We start from the raw sequence: 26,049 nt of genomic DNA on the forward strand, positions 1-26,049 counted from the left end.
GTGTGCCAATCATGGGGGGCGTGCTGGATGGAAACGATAAGACCGCGGAACGGGATAAAAATGACAAGTGATCAATGGGGCCAAATCAAACAAGATCTGCTGAAGACAATCGGCAAGAACAACTTCACCAACTGGATCGAGCCGCTGGAGCTGACGGCGATCAACGATGACGTGGTGACCTTCAAGGTTCCGACGACCTTCCAGGGCAACTATGTGTCCCGCAATTTCGGCGAGCTGATCCTGTTCAAGGTAAACGGCTACGCCCCCTCGATCCGCCGGATCGATTTTCAGGTCGCGGCGAATTCCTCCCAGAAGCCGCCAGCGACCGCAACCAACGCACCGCAAACAACGAACGCCACGGCCTCCGCGGCTCCGGCGCGCCGTTTGCCCGACGACGTGCTGTCTTCCGCGCCGCTGGATGAGCGCTTTACCTTCGATCGTTTCGTCGTCGGCAAGCCCAACGAACTGGCGCACGCCGCGGCCAAGCGTGTGGCCGAGGGTGGCCCGGTCACCTTTAACCCGCTTTTCCTGTATGGCGGCGTCGGCCTTGGTAAGACACACCTCATGCATGCCATCGCGTGGGAGCTTCAGGCCGCGCAGCCAGAGCTGAACGTGCTCTACCTGTCCGCAGAGCAGTTCATGTACCGTTTTGTGCAGGCTTTGCGTGACCGCCGCATGATGGATTTCAAGGAGCTTTTCCGCTCGGTCGACGTGCTGATGGTCGACGATGTCCAGTTCATCGCCGGCAAGGACAGTACGCAGGAAGAATTCTTTCACACGTTCAACGCGCTCGTGGATCAGAACAAGCAGATCGTCATTTCTGCCGACCGCGCCCCGGGCGAGATCGAAAACCTCGAAGAGCGCATCAAGTCGCGCCTGCAATGCGGCCTGGTGGTGGATCTGCATCCCACCGACTACGAACTCCGCCTCGGCATCCTGCAATCCAAGGCGGATCGCTTTGCCGAACAATACCCCAGCCTTGAAATGGCCGATGGGGTGCTGGAATTCCTCGCGCATCGCATCTCGACCAACGTGCGTGTGCTCGAAGGCGCGCTGACCCGGCTTTACGCCTTTGCCTCGCTGGTCGGGCACCAGATCACGATGGAACTGGCCCAGGATTGTCTTGCCGACATCCTGCGCGCGTCTGAACGCAAAGTCTCGATCGAAGAGATCCAACGCCACGTTTCCGAGCATTTCAACATCCGCCTCAGCGACATGATCGGACCCAAGCGCGTGCGCACCTTTGCCCGCCCCAGACAGATTGCGATGTTTCTCTGCAAGCAACTGACCTCTCGCTCCCTGCCCGAGATCGGCCGGCGCTTCGGCGGTCGGGATCATACCACGGTGATGCATGGCGTGCGCCGGATCGAAGAGCTCAGCGCGCAGGACGGACAGCTTGCCGAAGACCTCAAGATTCTGCGCCGCGCGCTCGAGGGCTGACGGGCAATAAAAGGCTTGAGCATAAGGCGAAACTTGCTAACGTGCCGGTCCCGGTGCCCGTCAGAGGCACGCACGCAGGGAGCGAGGGCATGAAACTCAGCATCGAACGCGGAACGCTGCTCAAAGCGGTCTCGCAGGCCCAGTCCGTCGTCGAACGGCGCAACACGATTCCGATCCTCGCCAACGTGCTGATCGAGGCCGAGGGCGACGCGGTGCATTTCCGCGCCACGGATCTGGATATCGAGGTCGTCGACAAGGCCCCGGCCCAGGTCGAGCGCGCGGGCGCCACGACCGTTTCCGCCGTGACCCTGCACGAGATCGTGCGCAAGCTGCCCGACGGGGCGCTGGTGACGCTGACCGACGATGGTGCCTCAGGGCGCCTGACCGTCGAGGCGGGACGCTCGAACTTCTCTCTGGCGACCCTGCCCAAGGAAGATTTCCCGGTCATGGCGTCGTCGGAATACTCCAGTAACTTCTCGGCCAAGGCGCCGGTGCTGCGCAGGCTCTTCGACAAGTCGAAATTCGCGATCTCGACGGAAGAAACGCGCTATTACCTCAACGGTGTCTACATGCACGTCTCGGACGCCGAAGGCGGCAAGGTGCTGCGCTGCGTGGCGACCGACGGTCACCGGCTGGCCCGGGTCGACGCCGACCTGCCCGACGGCGCCGAGGACATGCCGGGCGTGATTGTTCCGCGCAAGACCGTAGGCGAGCTGCGCAAACTTCTGGACGATGATGACATGGCCATCGCGGTGTCTGTCAGCGAAACCAAGGTGCGCTTTGCCACGCCCAATATCACGCTCACTTCCAAGGTGATCGACGGCACGTTCCCCGATTACACGCGCGTCATTCCGCAGGGCAACACCCGCAAGATGGAGGTCGACGCCAGCGAGTTCGCCCAGGCCGTCGACCGTGTCGCCACCGTCAGTTCCGAGCGCTCCCGCGCGGTGAAGCTGGCGCTGGACGAGGACCGCCTGATCCTGTCGGTGAATGCGCCCGACAGTGGTGCGGCCGAGGAAGAACTGGCCGTGGCCTATGGCGACGAGCGGCTGGAAATCGGCTTCAACGCCAAGTACCTGCTGGAAATCGCCAGCCAGGTCGATCGTGAAAACGCCGTCTTCATGTTCAATTCCTCGGGCGATCCCACGCTGATGCGCGAAGGCAATGACACCTCGGCGGTCTATGTCGTGATGCCGATGCGCGTGTGACGCGGGCCGGAATTTTTCAAAAATTCCGGATCGGAAAATTTGAATTTTCCGTGCCGCTTTCTTTCAAGAAAACGTGGTGCTCTGAATGACCGGTTTTTACCTGTCATCGCTCAGCCTGTCGCATTTCCGGTCGCACAAGGGCGTGCGGATCGAGGCGGACGCGCGCCCCGTCGCGCTCTACGGTCCGAATGGGGCGGGCAAGACCAATATTCTTGAAGCGGTCTCGCTCTTCTCACCCGGACGCGGTTTGCGCCGGGCCGCGGCGCAGGACATGGCACGGCGGCCGGACGCGATCGGCTGGAAGCTGACCGGCGTGTTGCGATCGATGCACCAAGTCCACGAGATCGAGACTTGGTCCGAAGAGGGCGGTGCGCGGCAATTGCGGATCGACGGCAAGGCGGCGTCGCAGGTGGCGCTGGGGCGCGTCGCACGGGTGCTGTGGCTGATCCCGTCCATGGACCGGTTGTGGATCGAGGGGGCCGAGGGACGGCGGCGGTTTCTGGACCGCATGACGCTGAGTTTCGTGCCCTCCCATGCCGAGTCGACGTTGGCCTACGAGAAGGCCATGCGCGAACGCAACCGCCTGCTGAAAGACCAGGTGCGGGACGGGCATTGGTACGTGGCGCTGGAGCGGCAGATGGCCGAGGCCGGGACTGCGATCCACGCGAACCGCGTCGCCGCGCTGGACCAACTGGCCGTGGCGCAGGCGCAGGCCGAGACCGCGTTCCCGGTCGCGGAGCTGGAGCTGACCATGACCGAAGGGGAGATGCCCGGCACCGAGTCCGATTTCCGCGATGCCCTGTCCGAAAGCCGTTTTCGCGATATCGCCGTCGGGCGAACGCTTGTCGGGCCGCACCGGGCGGACCTCTACGGCGTCTACGCGGCCAAGGCGGTTCCGGCTGCGGACTGCTCGACCGGCGAACAGAAGGCGCTGCTTGTGTCGCTGATCCTCGCGAACGGGCGGGCGCTGGCCCGCGACTTTGGCGCACCACCGATCCTGCTCTTGGACGAGGTCGCGGCGCACCTGGACGCGGAACGGCGCGCGGCACTTTACAACGAGGTCTGTGCCTTGGGGGCGCAGGCGTGGATGACGGGAACGGGGCCAGAGCTGTTCTCTGAACTGGGTGAGCGTGCGCAGGTTTTCGAGGTGACGGAGGACGATGCGGCCTCGGTCGTGACTGCGCGCTGAAATCGGGAAAATGACACCGACGCGATGCGACCCGAATACCGACGCGATACCGATATTAAGATGCTGATCGTCAAACACAAAATCTTGTGTCTATCGCGTGACATTCCTCGTTGAGAATCGTATAAAATACGAAACTGAACGAAGGATAATCTGCATGGCAGAACCCGCCGCGTCCCCCGAAGAGTATGGTGCAGAATCCATCAAGGTTCTCAAGGGGTTGGAAGCAGTTCGCAAGCGTCCTGGCATGTATATCGGCGACACCGACGACGGGTCGGGCTTGCATCACATGGTCTACGAGGTTGTCGACAATGGTATCGACGAGGCCCTCGCCGGCCACGCAGACCATGTAACTGTCTGTATTCACAAGGATAGTTCGATATCGGTCAGCGATAATGGCCGTGGCATTCCTGTGGAAATGCACGAGGAAGAGGGCGTGTCGGCGGCTGAGGTCATCATGACCCAACTTCATGCTGGCGGGAAATTCGACAGCAATTCCTACAAGGTTTCCGGTGGCTTGCATGGCGTCGGCGTGTCGGTGGTAAATGCCCTGTCGGATTGGCTGGAATTGCGCGTCTGGCGGGCCGGCAAGGAGCACGTCGCGCGTTTCGAGCGTGGCGAGACCGCCAAGCATTTGGAGGTGGTCGGTGACGCGGCCGGCAAGCGCGGTACCGAAGTACGGTTCCTCGCATCACTCGATACGTTCTCTAATCTCGAGTACAGCTTTGAAACACTGGAGAAACGCCTGCGCGAACTTGCGTTTCTGAACTCCGGTGTGCGCATCATCCTGCGCGACGAGCGGCCTGCCGAGCCGCTGGAAACAGAACTGCATTACGATGGTGGTGTGCAGGAGTTCGTACGCTACCTCGACCGCAGCAAATCGCCGCTCATGACCGATCCGATCTTCGTGACCGGCGAGCGGGACGACATCGGCGTCGAGGTGGCGATGTGGTGGAACGACAGCTATCACGAGACGGTACTGCCGTTCACCAACAATATCCCCCAGCGAGACGGAGGCACGCATCTTGCAGGTTTTCGAGGCGCGCTGACCCGTGTATTGCAAAAATACGCTGCCGAAAGCGGGATCGCGAAGAAGGAAAAGGTCACTTTTACCGGGGACGACGCCCGCGAGGGGCTGACGTGTGTGTTGTCTGTCAAGGTTCCGGACCCGAAATTCTCCAGTCAGACCAAGGACAAGCTGGTGAGTTCCGAGGTGCGCCCGGCGGTCGAGAGCTTGGTTAACGAAAAGCTGTCCGAATGGTTCGAGGAAAACCCGAACGAGGCCAAGATGATCGTCGGCAAGATTATGGAAGCGGCCATGGCGCGCGAGGCGGCACGCAAGGCGCGAGAGCTGACGCGGCGAAAAACTGCGCTCGACGTGAACTACCTGGCCGGCAAACTGAAAGACTGCTCCGAGAAGGACCCATCCAAGACAGAGCTGTTTCTTGTCGAGGGCGACAGCGCCGGCGGCTCGGCTCAGACGGGGCGAGACCGGTCGACGCAGGCGGTCCTGCCACTGCGCGGCAAGATCCTGAATGTGGAGCGGGCCCGGTTTGACCGGATGCTATCGAGCCAGGAAATCGGCAACCTAGTCATGGCGCTGGGTACTGGTATCGGGCGCGACGAATTCAACATCGCGAAGCTGCGATACCACAAGATTGTCATCATGACGGACGCCGACGTAGACGGCGCCCACATTCGGACATTGCTGCTGACTTTCTTCTACCGGCAGATGCCGGAATTGATCGAAGGCGGATACTTGTATATTGCGCAGCCGCCACTGTTCAAGGTCAGCCGCGGCAAGTCCGAGGTGTACTTGAAGGACACGCCGGCGCTGGAGGACTACCTGATCGCGCAAGGCACGGAGGACGCCGTGTTGCGGCTTGGTTCGGGCGAGGATATCACCGGACAAGACCTCGTCCGCGTGGTTGAGGAAGCGCGTCAGACAAGTCGCATCCTTGAGGCGTTTCCGACGCATTATCCGCGGCATATTCTGGAACAGGCCGCGATTGCCGAAGCGTTCGAGCCAGGGCGTGCGGATGCTGATATCCAGTCGGTCGCCGACAGTGTGGCGAAGCGTCTGGACCTGATTGCCCTTGAGTACGAGCGGGGTTGGCAGGGCCGGCAAACCCAAGATCATGGTATTCGCCTCACGCGCATCCTGCGCGGCGTCGAAGAGGTGCGGACTCTCGATGGCCCGATCCTGCGCGGTGGAGAGGCAAAGCGTCTGGGGCAATTTACCAAAGGACTACGCGAAATCTACAATGAGCCGGCAACCCTGCACCGTAAGGACCGATCGCAGTCGATCTATGGACCTCTAGACCTGCTTGAAGCAATCCTCAAGGAAGGTGAAAAAGGTCTTGCTCTTCAACGCTACAAAGGATTGGGAGAGATGAACCCCGATCAACTCTGGGAAACGACGTTGGACCCAGAGGCGCGCACGTTGTTACAAGTAAAGGTCGATGACGTGGCCGAAGCCGACGACCTCTTTACCAAGCTGATGGGTGACGTGGTGGAGCCCCGTCGTGAGTTTATCCAGCAGAACGCGCTAAGCGTGGAGAACCTGGATTTCTAACAGCGTGTAGGATCGCGCACAATCATGCTCGGTCCTACAGGTGGGGCTGATCAGCCGTTCCATTGTTCAATTGATCGTGCCTGTCAGCCCTTCAGGTTGGCCTGTAACGACGAATGTCAGCTTCTCTGGATCAAGCCATTCGCGGGCGACGCGATTAATATCCTCCAGACTGACAGCATTGACCATGTCATTGCGGTTGGCGATGTAATCGGTTCCTAACCCGTCCATCTGCATACCGACCGCGATGTTGGCGATTGTTGCATTGCCGTCAAAGCGAAGCGGGTAGGCGCCGGTAAGGTAAGTCTTGGCATCGTCCAATTCTTCTTGAGTAACACCATTCTCGCGAATGCGCTTCCATTCCGTGAAAATGACTTCGACCGCCTCGGCTACACGATCATTGGCGGAAGCCACGCTGCCCATCCAAACCTGGGCATCGTCACGGTCCGCGAGATAGGAATACACCCCGTAGGTCAGGCCGCGTTTCTCGCGTACCTCGGTCATTAGCCGGCTTTCGAAACCACCGCCGCCGAGGATGTGATTCAGCACGAACGCCGCAAAGAAATCCGGGTGCTCGCGCTCCAGGCCGGGCTGTGCGAAAAGCGCGACCGATTGCGGCGTGTCATAGCTCACAACCTTGATTCCGCCCGGCAGGTTGAGCGTTGCATCCTCGGGAAGGGGCGCCCCTTTTTCCGGAAGGTCCGAGAGAAGCGTATCAAGCAGAGAGGACAGTTCGTCGGGTGTGATGTCGCCGACGGCACTAACGTAGAGCCGATCACGCGCGATGGTATCCGCGTGCGCAGCGATAATATCTTCGCGGGTCAGCGCAGTGACGGATTCTACGGTGCCATTCTCATCGCTGCCATACGGGTGATCCCCATAGACCAGCGAGGCGAAGCTCGCGCTGGCGATTTCCTGCGGGTCTTTCGAGTCCGATCGAATGATGGAGACCACCTGTGCCCGGACCCGCTCGATCGCCTCATCGTCGAAGCGGGGATTGACGAGCGTGTCTTTCAGAAGCGCCACCGACTCGTCCCGATTTTCAGTCAGAAACCGGGCCGATACGCCTAGCGAGTCCGGACCGGCGTCATATGAAAATGACGCGGCCAGCGTGTCGGTTGCGCGCGAGAAGGCGCGTGCATCCAAGTCACCGGCGCCTTCTTCCAGAAGACCTGTCATCAAGTTGACCGCGCCGCGTTTGCCCGGTGCATCCAGAGACGTCCCGCCCCGAAAGCGCAGCTCAAGAGCGACGAACGGAATCGAGTGATCCTCGACCAGCCAGGCATCGACGCCACCGGGCGTCGTGATCTCCTCAATTTCGACTTCGGCGCGGGCCGGAAGCGCCGCCAAAAGGATGACGGCGGAAAATATGAACGTGGCAAGACGGGTCATTGGGTCACTTCCTTGGCAGAGATGTAGCCGGTGACGGAGTTGTTGTCTTGAGCGAAAAGCTCTCGTGCGGCGGTCATGATGTCCTCTTCAGTGACGGCCTGAAGAATATCGGGCCAAGCTTGGATATCTTCGACCGTCAGCCCTTGCGTCAGGCCTCTGCCATAGCGGTTGGCAATCGAGCTGACATCGTCACGCGCGTAGATTTCCGAGGCGCGAATACGGGTCTTGATCCTCTCTAGGCGTTCGGCGTCCAAACCCTCCTCAAGGAAATCTTCAATCACCTCATCCATCGCGGTTTCTGCCTGTTCAAGCGTAAACCCCGGCGCTGGCACAACGGTCAGATTGAACGTCGTGTCGTCAAGCGAAGTGCCCCCGTAATAGGCCCCGGTATAAACGGCCGTGCGCGTATCGAACTGAAGCTTGTCGGTCAGGATCGACGTTGTTCCTTCGCCCAGAACGTCGGCCAGTATGGTCAGGGCCGCCGCAGTCTCCTGATCGCCGGAATCGCGTTCCGGTGCCAGATACGACCGTTGCAGATACGGCTGCGCCACACGGGAATCTTCATAGTACACTCGGCGCTCTGCCGTCTGACGCGGTTCCTGCGGCCGTTTACGTTCTGGCAAGTCCGGGTTGGCCGGAATAGGCTCGTAGTATTTTTCGGCGAGCGATCGCACCTCGTCAGGTGTGACATCGCCTGCCACGACCAGGATAGCGTTGTTGGGAGCGTAGTAGGTTTCGTAGTAGTCCAACGCGTCGGCAAGCGACAGATCGACCATCTCGTGCTGCCAGCCGATGATCGGTACACCGTAGCGGTGATTGAGATACTGCGCCGCCCACTGTTGCTCGCGGAAAAGGGCAGACGGGTTGTTCTCGATGCGCTGGTTGCGCTCTTCGATGATCACGTCGCGCTCGGTCAGGATGTCTTCCTCGTCCAGCTTGAGGTTGACCATGCGATCACTCTCCATCTGCATCATCAACTCAAGACGATCGGCGGCGACACGCTGAAAATAGGCTGTGTAATCGTAACTGGTAAATGCATTGTCGGAGCCGCCATTGCGCGCGACGGTGGAAGAAAACTCGCCAGGCGCCATATTTTCAGTGCCTTTGAAGAGAAGGTGCTCAAGGAAATGTGCCACGCCTGAAACGCCGGCTTTTTCGTCGGCGGAGCCGGCTCGATACCACACCATATGAACAACGACTGGCGCGCGGTGATCCTCGATCACAATGACGTCCATGCCGTTCTTCAGTGTAAAGCTGGTCACCATGTCATCAGCCAAAGCTGAAGTCGCACAAGCTATTGAAAGGCACAGGCCGGCTAGCCAATTGCGCATGAAAATCTCCCCGCGGTCAGCGATTACATTGGACAGTAAATACGCTGCGCACCGTGCTATTCAACCGTTCTGACCTTGTTGTGAGCACGCGATAGGGGTCAGCGGCGTCTACCCTCTGGCGGGTATGACGGTGTCGGAACACCAACCCGGCGTAGGCGGGTCGCCTCGGCTTTTGAGTCAAGCCATTGGCGCCTGTAGGCAAGATTGTAGTCGTCGTTCCTGCCAATGTTAAGGATATTGACCCGGCCACGCTTACGGCGGATTTCTACGTCCTCTCGGGCAAGGGTCTGACGGATGCCGGGTACCACGCCAAAGCGGTTGGCATAGTTGACCAGTCCGCCATCTCTTCGTCCGATCCCGGTATTGGCAAGGGCGCCGGGGTTGCCGCCGAGCGCGGCGACGCTGTCACCTTTTGGGGTCGGGTCGGTGATATTGGTGCCTCCCGGTGTGGGTGCCGGCAAGGCGCGGTAGCTTTCGGGGGCTTGAAGCGGCTTTCCAGGGACGATGTTGAACTCCTCGGGGCCATTGCCCGTGTTCTTGATCCGCGAAAGCGTGATATCCCTGTCGCGCCCACCGCAGGCGGAGACCGCCATTGCAAGGACCAAGATCAAAATCGCCCGAAGTTTCATTGCCCACTCCTGCCTCGTCCCGTCAGCCTTACCGCATTCGGCCGGAAACGTCACGCTGCCTTTTTGCTGTCGCTGCTAAAGATTACCATGCCGAAGGCGCCTATGAAAACCGCGATATCAGCCACGTTGAAAGAGGTCGGGTTGTTGAATCCACAGCACGACATATTCAGGAAATCCGCAACTGCGCCATAGATCAGACGGTCAATGACGTTGCCGAGGGCTCCGCCTACCAGAAGCCCCGCCGATATCTGCTGCCATCGGCCATGCGGATCTGTCCAGACCCACCACAGAACAGCGCCGACAATCACAAGCGCGACAACGATCCAGATCCATGGGTTGGCTCCGGCAAAGGCGCCAAAGTTGATCCCGGTATTCCACGCCATCTCAAGGTTTAGGTAAGGCGGGAAAACCTCGATCGACAGGACACGCTTGAGGTCGAGCACCTGTACAACCCAGTATTTCGTGATCTGATCCAGCACGAAGATGACACTGGCCACCCAGACTACGGTGCGCATACTGCTCTCCTTATGGGTCAGGTTTTACCCGCCGCCCGTTTTTCTGTCCGGCTCTTAGTGCCGGAAATGGCGCATACCGGTCAAGACCATGGCCAGCCCAGCCTTGTCGGCGGCGGCTATGACCTCATCGTCGCGCATTGAACCGCCGGGTTGGATGACCGCAGTCGCACCGGCCTCGGCGGCGGTCAGCAAGCCATCGGGAAAGGGGAAGAAAGCGTCGGAGGCGACCACGCTACCTTGGGTCAGTGGTGCGGAGAGGCCCAGTTCGGCGGCCATGTCCTGCGCTTTACGGGCGGCGATGCGGCAGCTGTCGACGCGGCTCATCTGGCCCGCGCCCACGCCCACGGTAGCGCCGTTATTGACATAAACAATGGCATTCGATTTCACGTGCTTGGCCACTTTCCAGGCAAACTGCATATCGGCCATTTCCTGATCGGTCGGCGCACGTTTGGTTACGACCTTGAGATCATCGGCAGACACCTGCCCGCTGTCCTTGTCCTGCACAAGGTAACCGCCGGAAACCTGCTTGAGCATCAGCGCGGCCTCTGCCGGATCGGCGAGCCCGTCAGTGGTGAGCAGGCGCAGGTTCTTTTTCGTCGCGAAGATCTTCATAGCTGCTTCGTCGGCGCCGGGGGCGATCACGACTTCGGTGAAGATGCCGGCGATTTCTTCCGCCGTTGCCGCGTCGAGCGGTTGGTTGAGCGCGATGATGCCGCCGAAGGCCGAAGTGCGGTCGCAGTCGAAGGCTCGGATGTAAGCCTCTTTGAGCGTGTCCGCGCGGGCCACGCCGCAGGGGTTGGCGTGCTTGATGATCGCGCAGGCGGGCCCGCTCGAGGCGGCGAATTCGCTGACCAGCTCGAACGCGGCGTCGGTGTCGTTGATGTTATTGTAACTCAACTCCTTGCCCTGCACCTGATGCGCGGTAGCGACGCCGGCGCGGGCGGAACCGTCAGTGTAGAACGCCGCCGCCTGGTGCGGGTTCTCGCCGTAGCGCAGGGTTTGCGCCAGTTCTCCGGCGACCGCGCGGCGGCGCGGCGCGGTTTCCCCAAGCGCCTTGGCCATCCAGCCAGAGACAGCCGCGTCATAGGCGCCGGTGCGGGCATAGGCATTGAGCGCGAGTTTCTGACGAAAGGCATAGGTGGTTTGACCGTCGTTAACGTTAAGCTCGGCCAGCAGCGCCTCGTAATCCTCGACGTCCACGACGACATTGACGAAGGCGTGGTTCTTGGCCGCAGCGCGGATCATGGCCGGACCGCCGATGTCTATATTCTCGATGCAGGTGTCATAGCCCGCGCCCTTGGCGACGGTTTCCTCAAACGGGTAGAGGTTGACCACCAGCAGATCGATGGCGCCGATGCCGTGCTGGTCCATAGCCGCCACGTGGTCGTCATTATCGCGCAGCGCCAGCAATCCGCCATGTACCATCGGGTGCAACGTCTTGACGCGTCCATCCATCATCTCTGGAAATCCCGTGACCTCGGCCACGTCTTTCACGTCAAGCCCGGCGTCCCGCAGAGTCTTGGCGCTTCCGCCGGTTGAGAGCAACTCGACATTGCGTTCGGCAAGAGCCTTGCCCAGATCGACCAAGCCGGTCTTGTCGGATACGGAAAGAAGTGCGCGACGCACGGGGGCAAGATCGATCATGGGGAATCTGTTCCTTGTGGCAGTCTTGGTCTGTTCAACTGAGAGCCACCGGCGTCTGCCCGTCCTCTGCCAGATCGCGTACCCCGATCGGAGAGTCCTGTGGCTTCGCCAGCGACCACCTCGTGCGGGTCGCATACTCCATCGCGCGACCGGATAGAACGATTTGTTTGGTCGCACGTGGTTTTAGACGGCCCGTTTCAAGGTAAACGCTTGTTTCGACGCAAAGGCTGGTGGTCCCGTCTCCTCGAAAGATCCAGATTTCTCCGCTTTTCAGCGCCATGGAGACAGCAGTTCCGCCCATGTCGACAGAGACATCGACATCGGGATGCAGATGAAACCGGATGTCGAAGGGAATGCCGCGCAACTTGATCGTATCGAGAACGCGGTCAAACCGCCTTTTGTCGGAATCCTCCAAGGCAAGCAGCATGTCTTCCCCCGCTATCCCACGGCCGTCGAACGTCATTTCGAGCTTTCTCACATGGTTCAGGCCATACCCTTTGACATAGCCATCGTGCCCGCCCTCGAACGTCAGGCCATCGGGCGCGTGGTTTACACGGATCGGCACGTCCGACGGGCCGTCGACCAGCAAGCCTTGCTTGTGCGGGGCTTTGCCGAGCCGACTGCTGGAGTGACCATTCAGGACCAGCGTGGAATGCGAAGGCGTGGCCCGTCCGGCGCGTCGCCACGCAGCGCCGAAACTGGCACCGGCACCGCAATTGACAATCAACGGCCGGCGTCCGGCCGTCAATTCGAACGCCAGGGTCGAGGCATGCGCGCCGCCCGAGGCCTTGCCTTCCGGTGGTAAGGCCGCGTCCACAATAAGAGAACTGCGTCCGGCACTCAGCCGCGCGAACCCCATCGACAGGCCATTGGCGTGGCGGCCCTTGATATTGCTCGCCGCAAGCGCGGCATCCAGCCGCCCGTCGAGCCCGCGCCCCCCGCCATGAAAACGCGCCAGTCCGCCGTCCGCGTGGCGCAGCGTGCGCAGCGTGGGACTGATCCGCTCGATCGCGGACCAATGCGCCGGCATAGGGCTTTGCCCGGCCGCAGTCAGGGTTTCGGCCGCCCATGTCAGCAAGGTGAACACCTCAAGCAGTTCTTCGGGGTTGCGCGTGGGTAGGCCGCCCTGTTCATCCACCTGACGAGCGCATTCTCGAGCCAATGCCGCCGACGCGGGCCCGACATGGGCTGACAATCCTTCAAGCGAGAGGCCGGCATAGACAAGGCCGGTCAAGGCTTCGAACCGGGGCAGACCTGGCGCCGTGGCCCGCCACCTGCGCGAAAGGAATTGCGTCTGCTGTGCCAATGACCGCAGGAACTCGTCCGATTGCGTCTGGGTGCGGCCGGACAGCAGAAAAATCGCATGGTTGATCCAGCGAATGACACGTCGACCCGTCAGGTCCGGTGTCCAGCCGGGACCGCGTCCGCGTCCGTAAAGGTTGATCCAGCGCCACAGCCAGTCCTGCGCACACGCACGCGCTGTGGCATCGCCGGCAGCCGCTAGGTCATCCAGCCAGGTAAAGCCATGCACCTCTTGCGAGAAATCGGTGTCGGGGGGCGGGATGTCCCACGGCGTCTTGCCGGGATCGCGTACAAGATGCCCCGAAAAGAGATAATTGCCGGCGCATAGCTGCCGGCCGCGCGCAAAACTGCCGATGGTGCGGGGGTCGGGCTGGGAGACGAACGCTGTTACTCTGCCGCCGAATGTTGCTCGACGCGCAGCGAGTCGGTTCAGAAACCGCGTCACGCGCGGTAAATCTTGCTTGGGTGTCGACATCGAATCCCGGCCTCGGCACGCTCTTTGTGGCGTTGTCGATCCAGTATACTGCGCTGTGCGGCTCAAGTCACGGAGGAACGCACGCGCTGTTGTCAGTCCTGTCGCAAGACGGCGATGTAAAATCCGTCCATGCCGCCAAGATCGGGCCAGTAGTCGGGTCGCAGGCGCAGGCCACCCTCTTCGGATTTCCAGTCCGGGTCGATTCCCGGCAGATCTAGTGCAGACGCGTCGGTGCGCAGGCCACTGTGGCGGGCCAACGCCTCTTCCACCTGAACCTCGCCTTCGTCGGGTAGCAGTGAGCAGGTGCAAAAGACCAGTCGACCGCCCGAAGCCAGAAGGGTAAGCGCATGGTCGAGCATCCTTGTCTGCAAAGCGATCAGCGCACTGAATTCCGAACCATCCTTTGCATAGGGCAGATCGGGGTGGCGGCGGATCGTACCGGTCGCCGAACAGGGCGCATCGACCAGAATCGCGTCGAACGGACCACCTAGGTAGCTTAGCCCGTCGGTAATAACGATTTCAGCAGAAAGGTTCGTTCGGGCGAGGTTTTCGCTGACGCGTTCCATGCGCTTGTCTGAGATGTCGAGCGCTGTCACCATGGCCCCCGCAGCGGCGAGTTGCAGCGTCTTGCCGCCCGGTGCGGCGCAGAGGTCGAGTATGCGCTCGCCTGCCGTTGGCGCTAGGATGCGCGCCGGCAGTGCCGCGGCAGCGTCTTGGACCCACCACGCTCCTTCGGAAAATCCGGGTAGGGTTGAAATCTGGCCGGGATCCGACAAACGCAACGAGCCGTTGGGCAAGGCCGTGGCGCCAAGGCGGTCGGCCCATCGGCTTGGGTCCTCGTCCGGTTTCAGGGTTAAATCGACCGGAGCGCCATGAAAATGCGATCTTTCCATCGCGGAGACGGCGCCGTTGCCCCAAGCCGATAAGAGCGGATCGCGCAGCCAACCCGGCAGGCGGGGTATGCGCAGGTCTTTCCAAGGCTTGCCTGCGTCACCCGCCATCTGTCTAAGGATTGCGTTCACGAGGCCCCGGAGGCGTTTGTAGCGTGGATGCGTGCCGACCAGAGAGACCAGTTCATCTACAACGCCGTGGGCATCGCCGCCTGTGCAAAGCTCGACAGTGCCAAGACGCAGGATGTTCATAACATGAAGTTGCGGCGTCTTGCGAAGTTGACGGGACAGCAACCGGTCAGCGCGGTCCATACCGCGGAGCGTCTCGCTGGCAAGCCTGAGGGCGCGTGCGCGATCAGGTGCGGCAAGGCGCGATAACGGAGCGTTGAGTTCTGTCAACAGGCGGCCTTCGCCCAACACCTTGTCGAGCAAGGCCACGGCAGTGCTGCGGGGAGTTGGCGCGGGCATGTGACTTCCTTGGTCTTTAAACAGAACGCGCCTATATCAGGCACACGCAGACGAAGGAAGCCTGACGATGACGGATGACCGCAACGACCTGCCGCCCGAAGCAAAGCGCGCTTTGGAGGAGGCAGAAGAGCGACGCAAAGCTGCCGAGCAGATCGAAATGCCCAAGGAACTGGGAGGGCGTAACGGACCCGAACCTGTCCGTTATGGCGACTGGGAGAAGAAAGGTATAGCAATCGACTTTTAGCTACACCAGTTCTTCAGATTTACTGAAGCCGAAGATCGGCGTATTCGCCGTTACCCTGATCCGAAATAAACCGGACGGTAGATCCTTGTACACGCACAGCTTGGCAATTCGGCCCCAGGTTGCGCTGACCCCAATAGAGGTCGCGGCAGAAGAATCCTGATTTCCATTGCCATGCGCCGGTAACGGGGCGGCCGAACGCCTTACCCTCAATCTGGCCCGACGGCGTTACCGTCACGTTGATGCCAAATCGGGTGAGGTTCTTGTCGGCGACCACCGACAGGAACTCGGACTTGTCGTCGATCTGGTTGAAATCTTGCGCCATGGCAGATCCTCCAACCATAGCGGCGACAATCGCAAATACAGTCAGGCGCATTCTTGGCTCCCGTTATAAACAACATTGTCTACGGGCAGCTGCAGCGATTGGATCAGTTTTCTTTCAGTCCCAACACGTCGAGCATGTCGTATTCGCCGGGTTTGCGCCCTTGCCCCCACAACGCGGCCTTAAGTGCGCCGCGGGCGAAGACCGCGCGGTCAGAAGCGATGTGACGCAATACGATACGCTCCCCTGCCGTGGCGAACATTACGTCATGTTCACCCACAATATCGCCACCGCGAATAGCCGAGAACCCGATATGACCACGCGTGCGAGCGCCTGTTATGCCATCGCGGCCCCGATCCGCATTCTGCTCAAGTGACACACCGCGTCCGTCAGCGGCGGCCTGTCCGAGCATCAGGGCTGTGCCCGACGGGGCATCTACCTTCTGGTTGTGATGGGCCTCGATGACTTCAATATCGTAATCCTCGTCAAGTGCGGCCGCGACCTTCTTTGTCATTTGCACCAAGAGGTTGACGCCTAGGCTCATGTTGCCGGCCCGGACGATGGTAGCATGGCGACCGGCGGCATTGATTTTCGACAGGTCCTCTTCGGAAAGCCCGGTCGTGCCGATGACATGGACGCAGCGGGCCTGTGCAGCAAGCGACGCGAACTCGACCGTTGCCGACGGGGCAGTAAAATCCAAAATTGCGTGCGCTCGCGAGACTTGCTCCAGCGGGTCGTCCGAGACGATGACGCCGGTCGGCGCGCCGCCCATCGCTTCTCCAACGTCCTGTCCGATCCAGGCGTGACCGGGCCGTTCCAGCACGCCGACAAGCCGGGCGCGCTCCGAGGCCGTCACGATCTCGGTCAGCATACGGCCCATGCGCCCGGAGGCACCGGTTACCACGATCCCCGGCAGGTCGGTCATGTCATTCTCCGTTTTTCTTTGCGAACTCCATAACGCGGTGATCATCGCTTGGCAAAGACAAGCGCAGGGCTTAGATGCTTTGTTATGGCAAAGAACAAGTTTCATGATGGGCCGGGGCCGTCGCAGCGGCAGTTGCGTGTCGGGGAATTAATCCGAAGGACGCTAGCCGATGTGTTGGCGCGCGGCGACATTCACGATCCAGACCTGAACCGCCTATCGGTTACCGTGGGCGAGGTGCGAACCTCTCCGGACCTTAAGGTTGCGACGGCCTATGTCCTTCCGCTTGGTGGGCATGGCAAGGATGACGTGCTGGAGCTTCTGGGCCGCAACAAAGGCGAGTTACGCAGGATCATTGGCAAGAAGGTCGGTCTGAAGTTTGCTCCGGAACTGAGGTTCCGGTTGGATGAAACCTTCGACCAGCTTGATGAGACACGACGCCTGTTCGCGCAGGACGCCGTGCGGCGCGACGTCGAGAGCTGATCCCGTGTGGCGCGGGGTTCTCGTCGCACTAGTGCTGATGGCAGGCGCCGCCAGCGCCGTGGAGTGCCAACAGATCAGCTATGATGGCGCACGCTACACGACCTGCAAGGTCGATGTGGGAAGGGAAAAGCTGCGCCTATTCCTGAACGATCCGATGACAGGCGAGCCGTTGGGCAGCTTCTCGAGTGTCGAGCGCCAGGTGCGCGCCGCAGGTGGAAAGTTGTTGTTCGCGATGAATGCGGGCATGTATCATCAGGATCGCAGCCCGGTCGGCCATTATGTTGAGGCAGGCAAGGAAACGAACCCCTTGGTGACACGCGACGGTCCGGGCAATTTCGGATTATTGCCAAATGGTGTATTCTGCGTGCAGGCCAACCGGGCTGATGTGTTCGAGACCCAACGCTTTGACCGCGAAAAGCCTGCTTGTCGCTTTGCCAGCCAATCGGGTCCGATGCTTGTGATCGACGGTCGGCTTCACCCACGGTTTCTTGAAAACAGTGAAAGCGTTTACGTGCGCAATGGCGTCGGCACTTCGGCTGACGGGCGCACTGTGTGGTTCGTGATTTCGGAGGACAAGGTCAATTTTCACACTTTTGCGCGTGTTTTTCGCGACCTTCTGAAAACACCTCAGGCGCTCTATTTCGATGGCAGCATCTCACGTCTTTACGCGCCACAGTTGGGCCGTCACGATGGCGGTTTTCCGATGGGGCCGATTGTGGGTGTCGTCGCCAAGTGACGCAGCAGTGTTCAGTTGACTTGCGTAGGGTGCCGCGATAGGCGGCTGCTTTTACGCACATCAGAGGCAAGACAGTCATGGGGCGCAAACGCAAGGGACGCGATATTTCGGGCTGGTTGATCGTAGACAAACCGGCGGGCCTCACCTCGACAGCGGTTGTCAACAAGGTGCGCTGGGCCTTTCAGGCGAAAAAAGCGGGCCACGCCGGAACATTGGACCCCGAAGCGACTGGCGTGCTTGCCGTCGCGTTGGGCGAGGCGACGAAAACCGTGCCGTTCATCACTGACGCGCTGAAATGTTACCGCTTTCTCGTGAGGCTGGGGCAGGCCACCAATACCGACGATGCCGAAGGTGAGGTGATCTCCGAAAGCAGACAGCGGCCGAGCGACGATAAGGTCAAGGCTGCGCTGTCTGGTTTTGTGGGCGATATCCAGCAAGTTCCGCCAAAGTTCTCGGCCGTGAAAATAGACGGCGAACGCGCCTACAAACGCGCCAGGGATGGCGAGGATTTCGAGGTGTCCGCGCGTCCGCTATGGGTGGAACAACTATTGCTGACCGATCGGCCGGATGCCGACACGGTCGAGCTAGAACTGGTCTGTGGCAAAGGCGGCTACGTGCGCTCTATCGCGCGGGACCTCGGCGAAGCGCTGGGCTGTTACGGACATGTCGCTTGGCTGCGCCGGGTATGGTCCGGGCCTTTTCGAGCTGAGCATGGCGTGACGATACAGGAGGTCGAGGCACTGGCCCACGATCTGAAGCTGGACGAATATCTGCGACCGCTGGAAGAGGGCCTGAGTGATCTGCCGCGCGTCAACTGCAACGAGATGAGCGCAGCGCGGCTTCGGCACGGAAACCCGGCGCCAGTCATCGGAGCGGACGTCGAATATGGCGACGAGTGCTGGGCTGCGCTCAAAGGCCAAGCTGTGGCAGTGGGGCATATTAAGGGCGGGGAGCTTTATCCCAGCCGGGTTTTCAACCAAGGACCGGTGTCGCAATGACGCAAGAATCGCATGACCCGGGTGGAAAGGTGCGGCTGCGTCTGCCCGATGGTGTAGTCGGTGGTGCACAATTTTCTGAATGCGGTCGATACCGGCAAGCCCTGACGCGGGACTGGACGCCACAAGGGACCGAACCTCGGACGGTTCTCTTTGTCGGTATGAACCCTTCGGTCGCGGACGCGGCAGCGTCGGATCCGACTTGTCACCGCGAACTCATGTTTGCCCATGACTGGGGCTTCACCCGCTATTTCAAGGGCAATATCCTGGACTGGCGGGCGACCTCGCCCAAGGATATTCCGCATGATCCCGCAATAGCGTGCAGCGCCGCAAACATTCCCGCGCTGGTCGACATGGCGCGGCAGGCAATGCTGGTTGTTATGGCCTACGGCAAGCTTCACCAGCGCTATGCAAATCTAACCCACAAGGCTGTGTCCGCTGTCGCATCGACGGGACGACCGTTGAAATGCCTGGGATTGAACAAGGACGGATCGGCCAAGCACCCGCTCTATCTGCGCAAGGACACCATCTTGAAGGATTTCCCGGCACCTTCGTAAGGTCGGCCCCAAGAATGGAAACGGGCGCTTCGACAAAGCGCCCGTTCTTAGTTCCGATTATTCTGTCCGGGTCACTCAGGAGCGTCCTCGGGCTCTTCTAGCGACAATGCGACAAAGCGTGGCTCACCGGCGCGGCGCACCAGAAGCAGGATAGATTTCCGACCTGCCTCGCGAGCGTCCTCGATCCGCGCCTCGAGGTCAGAGATGCTGGACAGCTTTTGTTGGCCCGCTTCGGTGATGACGTCACCAGCACGCATTCCTTTCTCGTAGGCTTCGGACAGGTTGTCGATATCCGACACAACCAAGCCGTTCGCATTGTCATCAAGCTCCAGCTGGCTGCGCAGTTCGTCGTCAAGCTGCGTTAGTGTCAGACCAAGGATCTCGGTCTCCGACGGCTCTTCGGGTTCGCCCGGTTGCGCCGCGGGAACAACACCCTCTGCAGCCTCACGACGGCCAAGCGTCACGCGAAGTGTCTGGGTCTTGCCTTCACGGAAGACGACGACGCGCACGGTCTTGCCAACGGCGGTGTTGCCAACCCGGCGGACAAGGCCACGGGTATCTTCCACTTCAAAACCATCGAACTGCGTGATTACATCGCCCGCCTTCATGCCGGCGTCTTCTGCAGGGCCTTCTGGGACGTCTGTTACAAGTGCGCCAGCAACCTTTTCCAAGCCAATGGCCTCGGCCACGTCATCTGTGACATCCTGAATGCGGACGCCGAGCCAGCCGCGGCGGGTTTCGCCGAATTCCTGCAATTGATCGACAACGCGTGTGACCACGTTGGACGCCATCGAAAAGCCGATGCCGATCGAGCCACCGTTGGGCGACAGAATTGCGGTGTTCACACCGACGACCTGGCCGTCAAGGTTGAAGAGCGGACCGCCAGAGTTACCGCGGTTGATTGCGGCATCCGTCTGGATGTAGTCGTCATAGGTGCCGGAAAGCTCGCGATTCCGGGCCGAGACGATGCCAGCCGAGACAGAGAAGCCTTGGCCGAGCGGGTTGCCCATCGCAATGACCCAATCACCGACCCGGGCGGTGTCACTGTCGGCAAAGCTGACGAAGGGCAGAGGTTCGTCCGCGTCGACCTTTAGCAGCGCGATGTCCGTTTTTGGGTCGGTGCCGATAACGGTTGCCTCAAGTTCGCGGCCAGAAAAGAACTCGATGATGATTTCATCGGCAGTTTCGATCACATGGTTATTCGTGACGATGTAGCCATCTTCCGAGATGACGAAACCCGAGCCCAATGCCGACGTCCGGCGAGGTCGATCACCATTATTGTTCCGGTCTTGGAAATCACGGAAGAAGTCCTCAAACGGGGAGCCCTCAGGCACAATGGGTGACGGTCCGGTGCCCTGAGCGACAACAGTCGAGGTGGTGATGTTTACGACAGCCGGACTGACTTTCTGAGCCAAGTCGGCGAAGCTTTCGGGTCTTGCGTTGGCGCTGATCGACTGTGCGATGACCAAAACCATTGCCAAAGCCGTAAGCCAGAGCGCGCGAACCGCGGCTGGCGCATTCATAGGATGAGAGAGAGTTTGTGCTTTCACGCGAGACCACTCCTTGATCGATGTTTGAAACGAAGCGCCTGCCGCATTTGCCTGCGGCGTGGCTGTTCTTCTCTTAATTTAGGGACGATGCACGCAAACGCCAATTTCACAACGGGATGTCACGCCCATGTGAACGTTTAATGCGCTTGGGCGCAATAGGTTCAGGTTAGGCCCCCAGCATTTTCCCGCACCAAACCAACACAACCCCGAAAGCAAGCGCAGCGAGACCGATCAATCGGCGCTGATCGTCTGGCAGCGCCCGAAGCGAGGCAAGCAATTGCTCTACAAGCGAAGGGGCCAGTGCGTACACCAGCCCCTCGACAATCAGAACGAGCCCGAAGGCCAAGAAGATCGTTGCAATCAATTTGTCACGTTCTCGCTAACTGGATCATCTTCGTTCGCCGTCGTATCGTCTTGGATATCCCCGGCAGTCGGTTCTTCCCCAGAACTGTCATCTTCGGCGTCTTTCGCCGCCGCCTCGGCCTCTTGCTGCGCTTCCTGTTCGGCGGCATCTTCCTCAAGGCGCTGCCGCTCGCTTTCAGGTAGGTCCGGCGAGATTTCCGTTTCGGGCGCCATTTCCCGTAGGCGCTCTATATCAATCTCTTCGAGCGCAACCTCGCCCAGGCCATCAGCACGCACGGCCTCGAACATTTGGCCCAGAAAACCGCTTTCCGGAGAAAAGACGATGGTCGAATTCGCTTCGTTCATCGAGCGTTCCAACGCAGTAAGAGAACGGTAAAACGCGAAGAAGTCCGGATTGTTTCCGAAAGCCTCGGCATAGATCCGGTTACGCTCGGCATCGGCCTCACCGCGCGTAATCTCGGCTTCGCGTTCGGCGTTCGATACTGTTTCCACCACGGTCCGGTCCGCTGCTGCTCGAACACGCTGGGCGGCTTCGTTACCACGGGCGATCTCGTCGGCCGCTTCGCGCTCCCGTTCAGCCCGCATCCGTGCAAAAGTGGCTTCGAGGTTTTGTTGAGGCAGGTTGGTCTGCTTCAACCGAACGTCGACAATCTCAAGCCCCAGCCCGGCAGCGCTCGCACGCGCCTGTTCCAGAATGCGAACGGCAAGATCTCGCCGCTGAGGCGACAGAATGGTGTCGGACGTCACTTGGTCCGCACCCAGAACCTCGCGGATCTGAGCGTTCAGGACCGACGCAAGGCGGTCCTCGGCGACACGTGTGCCCCCGATGCCTACGGCTTGCCGGAACTGGACCACGTCGGCAATGCGATACCGCGTAAAGGCATCGACTACGAGGCGGCGGTCATCCGACGGTGTCACCTCGATCGCGTCGGTGTCCAAAGACAGGATCCGGCGGTCATAGCGCACAACATCTTGGATGACCGGAATCTTGAAACCCAGACCGGGTTCCTCGACCACTTTCTTGATCTGGCCGAATTGCAGCACGAGCGCTTTCTCTCGTTCGTCCACGATATAAAGCGACGACAGAAGACCCATGACTGCAACAGCCAATACGGGAAGAAGAAGGGCAGATTTACGCATCAGTTCGATCCTCCGTTTCCGGACTGGCCAGAGCGGCGCAATTGGTCTAGCGGCAGGTAGGGCAGAACACCCTCGCCGGACGCGCCGGTCGATTCATCCAGCAGGATCTTCTCCATCTTGCCGAGCGTGCGTTCCACGGTTTCGAGATACAGGCGACGCTGAGTAACTTCGGGGGCTTCGTTGAACTCCTGCGCCACGGCGATAAAGCGACTGGCCTCACCGATGGCTTCGTTGACGACCCGGGCGCGATACCCTTCGGCCTGCTCCAAGACCTGCGCGGCTTCACCACGGGCCTCGGCCAGAACGCGGTTGGCATAGGCATCGGCCTGGCGTTGCAGACGGTCGCGTTCCTGCTCGGCGGCCTGCACCTCGCGGAAGGCGTCAATCACCTCGCCAGGGGGGTCGGCGGTATCCAGATTGACGCGGACGATGTTGATACCGCTTTCGTATTCATCGAGCGTGGATTGAATGTTTTCGCGCGCCGTGTCGGCAATGATGCCACGGTCGCGGTTGAGGATCGGTGCTAGGTTGGTGGCAGCGATGATCTCGCGCATCACCGCTTCGGACACAGCCTGCACTGTCAGTTGCGGGTCACGAATGTTGAACAGCAGCTTCGCGGGATCGTTAATATTCCAGACGACCTGAAAGTCGATATCCACGATGTTCGCGTCGGTGGTCAGCATCAGGCCGTCACCGCCCGACGCACTACTGCTACGGCCGCTGCCGATATTTTCTGTCCGTTCGGACGTGACGTTGACAACCTCGGCCGAGACGAGTGGCCATGGTGCGAAATTGAGCCCCGGATCGCCGGTCGAATAATACTCACCAAGAAAGAGCTCGACAGACTGCTCTTCCGGTTTGACGGTATAAAAGCTTGCGGCCCCCCAGAGCGCAGCCGCAATCAGAGCGCCGATCACGATAGTACCGCGGCCGAAACCCGGTCCGCCGCCACCATCGCCGCCTGCGCCGTTCCCACGGCCTCTGCCGCCCCGGCCTCCCATCAAAACGCGAAGCTGGTCCTGTCCCTTGCGCACGAGTTCATCTATCTCGGGAATTTGAGAGCCGCCTTCGGGTGGACGCCGGTCACCGTTGCCGCGGTGGCCGCGATCATCATCGTCGCCGCCTCCCCGGTTGCCTCCACCGCCGCCCCAAGGGCCGCCAGAATGTCCAGCCATGAAATCTTTTCCCTTCATCCAATCGCGCAACGCGCCGTCCCTGTGTCATAACTGTGCACAACAGTCAAAAATTCAACCACTACGCAAGGGGTCCCGCATTGTCACGATTTCTTCGGACATGGTCGGATGCACCGCTACGGTCCGGTCGAAGTCGGCTTTTGTCGCGCCCATCTTGACTGCAACGCCAGCCAATTGGATCATTTCGCCCGCATTCGGCGCGACGATGTGACAGCCCATGACCGTGTCGGTTTCCTTGGATACCACCAGTTTCATCAGCACGCGGTAGGGCTGTCCGGCAAAGGCCGTGCGCATCGGGCGGAACGAGGTGCAGTAGACGTGCACGGGCTCCTTTTCACGGGCTTCTTCCTCCGTAAGTCCCACCGTGCCGAATTCGGGCTGGGTGAACACTGCGGACGGGATCAGCTTGTGATCGACCGGCGTTGGGTTGTCCTTGAAAACGGTTTCCACGAACGCCATCCCCTCGCGGATCGCGACGGGTGTAAGGTTGACCCGGTCTGTCACATCTCCGATGGCGTAGATCGACGGTACCGACGTCTGGCTGTACTCGTCCACGACGATCTGGCCTCGGCGCCCCATTTTGACGCCCACTTCCTCCAGGCCCATATCAGATGTGTTGGGGGTGCGCCCGATGGCAAACAGGACCGCGTCGAACTCCGTTTCTTTTCCGTTGGTCGCTTTCACCCGGATCGGGCCATTGTAATCATCTGGCGCCTTGGCGCCGTGTGACAGCTCTCCTGCCGGAGGTCCCATCGAAGCCTCCGATTCGGTCAGCTGGGTCTCGGCTGGACGCCCCTCGCTGGCCGGTGCCATCTCCACGATGTTGGTACCGAAATGCAGGTCGATGCCTTTTTCACTCATACCTTCCGCGATGATACCGCGGGCTTCTTCGTCGAAGCCGCGCAAGATCTGGGCACCGCGATAGTAGAGCGTGACATCCACGCCAAGCCCGGCCAGAACGCAGGCAAATTCACACGCGATGTAACCGCCACCGACAATGAGGATCGATTTGGGCAATTCTTCCATGTGAAAAATGTCGTCGGACACAATCCCGAGTTCCGCATTGGGAAGGTCGGGGCGGACCGGGTGCCCGCCTGTGGCGACGAGGATGTGTTTTGCCGTAACCTCCTCACCGGTAGACATCGTAACCGTATTCGCGTCCTTGAGGCGGGCACGGCCATCGAACATCGTCACCCCGGAATTTTCCAGAAGACTGCGATACACGCCTTCCAGCCTGTCAAGTTCGCCATGCAGACGTTTGCGGAAGCCGGGCCAGTCGAAACCAGCCAGCTTCATATCCCAGCCATAGGCGGCGGCTTCGTCGGGGAACGTGGAGAACTCCGATGCAAAAACCATCAGTTTCTTCGGGACGCAGCCGCGGATCACGCAGGTTCCACCATAACGATCCTCTTCTGCCAGCGCGACTTTCGCGCCATTGGCGCTGGCAACGCGGGCGGCACGGACCCCTCCGGACCCGCCGCCAATGACAAAAAGGTCATAGTCGAATTTCATGGCGCCGATGCCCTCAGTCCTGCAAGTCAGTGAAAAGATTGTCGGTCTCGACGAAATCGAGTCGATCTTCTTCGACGGTTCCTTCGTTTATGTCGCGCGTCTCGACCCGTCCGTCACCGTAGCCCAGGATTACGACATCGCAAATGTCTATGAATAGGCCATTCTCGACGACACCAGGCATCTGGTTCAACACCATTGACAATTGATGCGCATTGCCGATTCGACCGAGGTGTAGATCCAGAATGTAGTTTCCTTCGTCTGTGACGAAGGCGCTGTCGCCGTTCATGCGCAGGGAGGCGTCGCGGCCCAAGACGTCCATCGAGATCAGCAATTCCTCAATCAGCGACTTTGTGGTCTGCCAGCCGAAAGGGATGACCTCAACCGGCAAGGGAAAGGCGCCAAGTTTTTCGACTTCTTTGCCTACATCCGCGATGACGATCATCTGGTCGGAGGCCGTGGCAACGATCTTTTCCTGCAAAAGAGCGCCACCGCCACCTTTGATGAGATTGAGATTGCCATCGAACTCATCCGCGCCGTCGATGGTGACGTCGATCCAGCGCGCCTCGTCCAAGCTAATAACCTCGATACCCACCTCGCGCGCAAGCTCGGCTGTGCGCGTTGACGTCGGAACACCGCGTATCTGGAGCCCGTCTTCACGAACAAGTTCACCGAGACATCGCACCATCCAAGCGGCTGTGGATCCCGTCCCGAGACCAACGCGCATCCCATCTTCGACATAGTCGACAGAGCGTTTCGCGGCTACGAATTTCGCTTTGTCAATCGGTGACAACTCTCCGGTCATGCGCGTAACTCCATCAGGCGGGCATCGTGGCTCGCGTTATAGGCAGTTTGCGCGTCAGGGGCGAGGGGTCATTTGAACTGCTGCAGGTTCAGCGCTTCTACTGAGCCTTTATCTTAGCCACGTCCGAAGAAATCGCAGAAGGAAAAGTTTTCATGCTGGTTGATTCGCCCCCGAAGAAGAC

At 60.2% G+C, this 26,049-nt stretch carries 24 protein-coding genes; 9 read left to right on the plus strand and 15 right to left on the minus strand.

The features are described from left to right. Positions 1–60 precede the first annotated feature (60 nt). From dnaA to gyrB, 4 genes are all read left to right on the plus strand, one after another. Positions 61–1,440, plus strand: coding sequence for a chromosomal replication initiator protein DnaA (gene dnaA, locus FIU86_RS00005; RefSeq protein WP_152473192.1), 1,380 nt, complete (start codon positions 61–63; stop codon positions 1,438–1,440). 89 nt (positions 1,441–1,529) lie between these two features. Then, a complete protein-coding gene (gene dnaN / locus FIU86_RS00010; protein ID WP_152473193.1) occupies positions 1,530–2,648 on the plus strand; it encodes a DNA polymerase III subunit beta in 1,119 nt (372 codons plus the stop codon). A gap of 85 nt (positions 2,649–2,733) precedes the next feature. Continuing rightward, complete coding sequence (gene recF / locus FIU86_RS00015; protein ID WP_152473194.1) at positions 2,734–3,837, plus strand: DNA replication/repair protein RecF; 1,104 nt, start codon at positions 2,734–2,736, stop codon at positions 3,835–3,837. A gap of 154 nt (positions 3,838–3,991) precedes the next feature. Further along, the gene (gene gyrB / locus FIU86_RS00020) at positions 3,992–6,409 is read left to right on the plus strand and encodes a DNA topoisomerase (ATP-hydrolyzing) subunit B (protein ID WP_152473195.1); all 2,418 of its coding nucleotides are present in this window, start codon (positions 3,992–3,994) and stop codon (positions 6,407–6,409) included. 66 nt (positions 6,410–6,475) lie between these two features. Here the strand turns inward: gyrB and FIU86_RS00025 are convergent, their stop codons facing one another. The 7 genes from FIU86_RS00025 to FIU86_RS00055 form a co-directional block, all read right to left on the minus strand. Next, complete coding sequence (locus tag FIU86_RS00025) at positions 6,476–7,798, minus strand: pitrilysin family protein (protein ID WP_152473196.1); 1,323 nt, start codon at positions 7,796–7,798, stop codon at positions 6,476–6,478. Then, on the minus strand, positions 7,795–9,129 hold the full coding sequence (locus tag FIU86_RS00030) for a pitrilysin family protein (protein ID WP_152473197.1): 1,335 nt from the start codon (positions 9,127–9,129) through the stop codon (positions 7,795–7,797). Before FIU86_RS00030 ends, FIU86_RS00025 begins: the two co-directional genes overlap by 4 nt. Positions 9,130–9,227: 98 nt before the next feature. Beyond that, entirely contained in the window at positions 9,228–9,758 is a 531-nt protein-coding gene (locus FIU86_RS00035) for a DUF3035 domain-containing protein (RefSeq protein WP_152473198.1), read from the minus strand. Between the two features lie 50 nt (positions 9,759–9,808). Continuing rightward, complete coding sequence (gene lspA / locus FIU86_RS00040) at positions 9,809–10,273, minus strand: signal peptidase II (RefSeq protein ID WP_152473199.1); 465 nt, start codon at positions 10,271–10,273, stop codon at positions 9,809–9,811. A gap of 54 nt (positions 10,274–10,327) precedes the next feature. Then, positions 10,328–11,917, minus strand: a complete 1,590-nt coding sequence (purH, locus tag FIU86_RS00045) for a bifunctional phosphoribosylaminoimidazolecarboxamide formyltransferase/IMP cyclohydrolase (RefSeq protein ID WP_152473200.1) — start codon at positions 11,915–11,917, stop codon at positions 10,328–10,330. A 34-nt stretch (positions 11,918–11,951) separates the two neighbouring features. Further along, positions 11,952–13,694, minus strand: coding sequence for a heparinase II/III family protein (locus FIU86_RS00050; RefSeq protein WP_152476826.1), 1,743 nt, complete (start codon positions 13,692–13,694; stop codon positions 11,952–11,954). Between the two features lie 92 nt (positions 13,695–13,786). Beyond that, complete coding sequence (locus FIU86_RS00055) at positions 13,787–15,052, minus strand: RsmB/NOP family class I SAM-dependent RNA methyltransferase (RefSeq protein ID WP_152473201.1); 1,266 nt, start codon at positions 15,050–15,052, stop codon at positions 13,787–13,789. Positions 15,053–15,119: 67 nt separating this feature from the next. Between FIU86_RS00055 and FIU86_RS00060 the strand changes: the two genes are divergently transcribed. Then, positions 15,120–15,296: a DUF1674 domain-containing protein gene (locus FIU86_RS00060; protein WP_152473202.1), complete on the plus strand. Its 177-nt coding sequence runs from the start codon at positions 15,120–15,122 to the stop codon at positions 15,294–15,296. Positions 15,297–15,315: 19 nt separating this feature from the next. Here FIU86_RS00060 and FIU86_RS00065 read toward each other — a convergent pair whose 3' ends face one another. Beyond that, positions 15,316–15,669, minus strand: coding sequence for a dihydrodipicolinate reductase (locus FIU86_RS00065; protein WP_152473203.1), 354 nt, complete (start codon positions 15,667–15,669; stop codon positions 15,316–15,318). A 52-nt stretch (positions 15,670–15,721) separates the two neighbouring features. Further along, positions 15,722–16,540, minus strand: a complete 819-nt coding sequence (dapB, locus tag FIU86_RS00070) for a 4-hydroxy-tetrahydrodipicolinate reductase (protein ID WP_152473204.1) — start codon at positions 16,538–16,540, stop codon at positions 15,722–15,724. A gap of 84 nt (positions 16,541–16,624) precedes the next feature. Here dapB and rbfA point away from each other — a divergent pair, with 84 nt between their 5' ends. From rbfA to FIU86_RS00090, 4 genes are all read left to right on the plus strand, one after another. Continuing rightward, positions 16,625–17,020 carry a 30S ribosome-binding factor RbfA gene (rbfA, locus tag FIU86_RS00075; protein WP_152473205.1) on the plus strand — a complete coding sequence of 132 codons (396 nt, stop codon included), beginning with the start codon at positions 16,625–16,627 and terminating at the stop codon, positions 17,018–17,020. A gap of 37 nt (positions 17,021–17,057) precedes the next feature. Continuing rightward, on the plus strand, positions 17,058–17,756 hold the full coding sequence (locus FIU86_RS00080; protein ID WP_254703903.1) for a phosphodiester glycosidase family protein: 699 nt from the start codon (positions 17,058–17,060) through the stop codon (positions 17,754–17,756). Positions 17,757–17,833: 77 nt separating this feature from the next. Further along, on the plus strand, positions 17,834–18,754 hold the full coding sequence (gene truB / locus FIU86_RS00085) for a tRNA pseudouridine(55) synthase TruB (protein WP_152473207.1): 921 nt from the start codon (positions 17,834–17,836) through the stop codon (positions 18,752–18,754). After that, on the plus strand, positions 18,751–19,308 hold the full coding sequence (locus FIU86_RS00090; RefSeq protein ID WP_152473208.1) for a DUF1643 domain-containing protein: 558 nt from the start codon (positions 18,751–18,753) through the stop codon (positions 19,306–19,308). Before truB ends, FIU86_RS00090 begins: the two co-directional genes overlap by 4 nt. A gap of 71 nt (positions 19,309–19,379) precedes the next feature. Here the strand turns inward: FIU86_RS00090 and FIU86_RS00095 are convergent, their stop codons facing one another. From FIU86_RS00095 to rpiA, 6 genes are all read right to left on the minus strand, one after another. Continuing rightward, a complete protein-coding gene (locus FIU86_RS00095; RefSeq protein WP_152476828.1) occupies positions 19,380–20,831 on the minus strand; it encodes a DegQ family serine endoprotease in 1,452 nt (483 codons plus the stop codon). A gap of 193 nt (positions 20,832–21,024) precedes the next feature. Then, positions 21,025–21,219 carry a DUF2065 domain-containing protein gene (locus FIU86_RS00100; protein ID WP_152476830.1) on the minus strand — a complete coding sequence of 65 codons (195 nt, stop codon included), beginning with the start codon at positions 21,217–21,219 and terminating at the stop codon, positions 21,025–21,027. Next, the gene (hflC, locus tag FIU86_RS00105) at positions 21,219–22,361 is read right to left on the minus strand and encodes a protease modulator HflC (protein ID WP_152473209.1); all 1,143 of its coding nucleotides are present in this window, start codon (positions 22,359–22,361) and stop codon (positions 21,219–21,221) included. Before hflC ends, FIU86_RS00100 begins: the two co-directional genes overlap by 1 nt. Beyond that, a complete protein-coding gene (hflK, locus tag FIU86_RS00110) occupies positions 22,361–23,536 on the minus strand; it encodes an FtsH protease activity modulator HflK (protein ID WP_152473210.1) in 1,176 nt (391 codons plus the stop codon). The genes hflC and hflK overlap by 1 nt, the downstream gene beginning before the upstream one ends. Before the next feature lie 72 nt (positions 23,537–23,608). Further along, on the minus strand, positions 23,609–25,066 hold the full coding sequence (locus tag FIU86_RS00115; RefSeq protein ID WP_152473211.1) for an FAD-dependent oxidoreductase: 1,458 nt from the start codon (positions 25,064–25,066) through the stop codon (positions 23,609–23,611). 13 nt (positions 25,067–25,079) lie between these two features. Next, entirely contained in the window at positions 25,080–25,868 is a 789-nt protein-coding gene (rpiA, locus tag FIU86_RS00120) for a ribose-5-phosphate isomerase RpiA (protein ID WP_152473212.1), read from the minus strand. Between the last annotated feature and the right edge of the window lie 181 nt (positions 25,869–26,049).

The organism is Roseovarius sp. THAF9 (assembly GCF_009363715.1).
Classification (GTDB): domain Bacteria; phylum Pseudomonadota; class Alphaproteobacteria; order Rhodobacterales; family Rhodobacteraceae; genus Roseovarius.

Excerpts from the sequence above, each read along its gene's own strand:
- truB (WP_152473207.1), top strand. The coding sequence starts at position 17,834 with ATGGGGCGCAAACGCAAGGGACGCGATATTTCGGGCTGGTTGATCGTA.
- purH (WP_152473200.1), bottom strand. The coding sequence starts at position 11,917 with ATGATCGATCTTGCCCCCGTGCGTCGCGCACTTCTTTCCGTATCCGAC.
- rbfA (WP_152473205.1), top strand. The coding sequence starts at position 16,625 with ATGGCAAAGAACAAGTTTCATGATGGGCCGGGGCCGTCGCAGCGGCAG.
- FIU86_RS00060 (WP_152473202.1), top strand. The coding sequence starts at position 15,120 with ATGACGGATGACCGCAACGACCTGCCGCCCGAAGCAAAGCGCGCTTTG.
- rpiA (WP_152473212.1), bottom strand. The coding sequence starts at position 25,868 with ATGACCGGAGAGTTGTCACCGATTGACAAAGCGAAATTCGTAGCCGCG.
- FIU86_RS00025 (WP_152473196.1), bottom strand. The coding sequence starts at position 7,798 with ATGACCCGTCTTGCCACGTTCATATTTTCCGCCGTCATCCTTTTGGCG.
- FIU86_RS00065 (WP_152473203.1), bottom strand. The coding sequence starts at position 15,669 with ATGCGCCTGACTGTATTTGCGATTGTCGCCGCTATGGTTGGAGGATCT.
- FIU86_RS00050 (WP_152476826.1), bottom strand. The coding sequence starts at position 13,694 with ATGTCGACACCCAAGCAAGATTTACCGCGCGTGACGCGGTTTCTGAAC.
- FIU86_RS00080 (WP_254703903.1), top strand. The coding sequence starts at position 17,058 with ATGGCAGGCGCCGCCAGCGCCGTGGAGTGCCAACAGATCAGCTATGAT.
- dnaA (WP_152473192.1), top strand. The coding sequence starts at position 61 with ATGACAAGTGATCAATGGGGCCAAATCAAACAAGATCTGCTGAAGACA.
- hflC (WP_152473209.1), bottom strand. The coding sequence starts at position 22,361 with ATGCGTAAATCTGCCCTTCTTCTTCCCGTATTGGCTGTTGCAGTCATG.
- recF (WP_152473194.1), top strand. The coding sequence starts at position 2,734 with ATGACCGGTTTTTACCTGTCATCGCTCAGCCTGTCGCATTTCCGGTCG.
- gyrB (WP_152473195.1), top strand. The coding sequence starts at position 3,992 with ATGGCAGAACCCGCCGCGTCCCCCGAAGAGTATGGTGCAGAATCCATC.
- dapB (WP_152473204.1), bottom strand. The coding sequence starts at position 16,540 with ATGACCGACCTGCCGGGGATCGTGGTAACCGGTGCCTCCGGGCGCATG.
- FIU86_RS00115 (WP_152473211.1), bottom strand. The coding sequence starts at position 25,066 with ATGAAATTCGACTATGACCTTTTTGTCATTGGCGGCGGGTCCGGAGGG.
- hflK (WP_152473210.1), bottom strand. The coding sequence starts at position 23,536 with ATGGCTGGACATTCTGGCGGCCCTTGGGGCGGCGGTGGAGGCAACCGG.
- FIU86_RS00055 (WP_152473201.1), bottom strand. The coding sequence starts at position 15,052 with ATGCCCGCGCCAACTCCCCGCAGCACTGCCGTGGCCTTGCTCGACAAG.
- lspA (WP_152473199.1), bottom strand. The coding sequence starts at position 10,273 with ATGCGCACCGTAGTCTGGGTGGCCAGTGTCATCTTCGTGCTGGATCAG.
- dnaN (WP_152473193.1), top strand. The coding sequence starts at position 1,530 with ATGAAACTCAGCATCGAACGCGGAACGCTGCTCAAAGCGGTCTCGCAG.
- FIU86_RS00035 (WP_152473198.1), bottom strand. The coding sequence starts at position 9,758 with ATGAAACTTCGGGCGATTTTGATCTTGGTCCTTGCAATGGCGGTCTCC.
- FIU86_RS00030 (WP_152473197.1), bottom strand. The coding sequence starts at position 9,129 with ATGCGCAATTGGCTAGCCGGCCTGTGCCTTTCAATAGCTTGTGCGACT.
- FIU86_RS00095 (WP_152476828.1), bottom strand. The coding sequence starts at position 20,831 with ATGAATGCGCCAGCCGCGGTTCGCGCGCTCTGGCTTACGGCTTTGGCA.
- FIU86_RS00090 (WP_152473208.1), top strand. The coding sequence starts at position 18,751 with ATGACGCAAGAATCGCATGACCCGGGTGGAAAGGTGCGGCTGCGTCTG.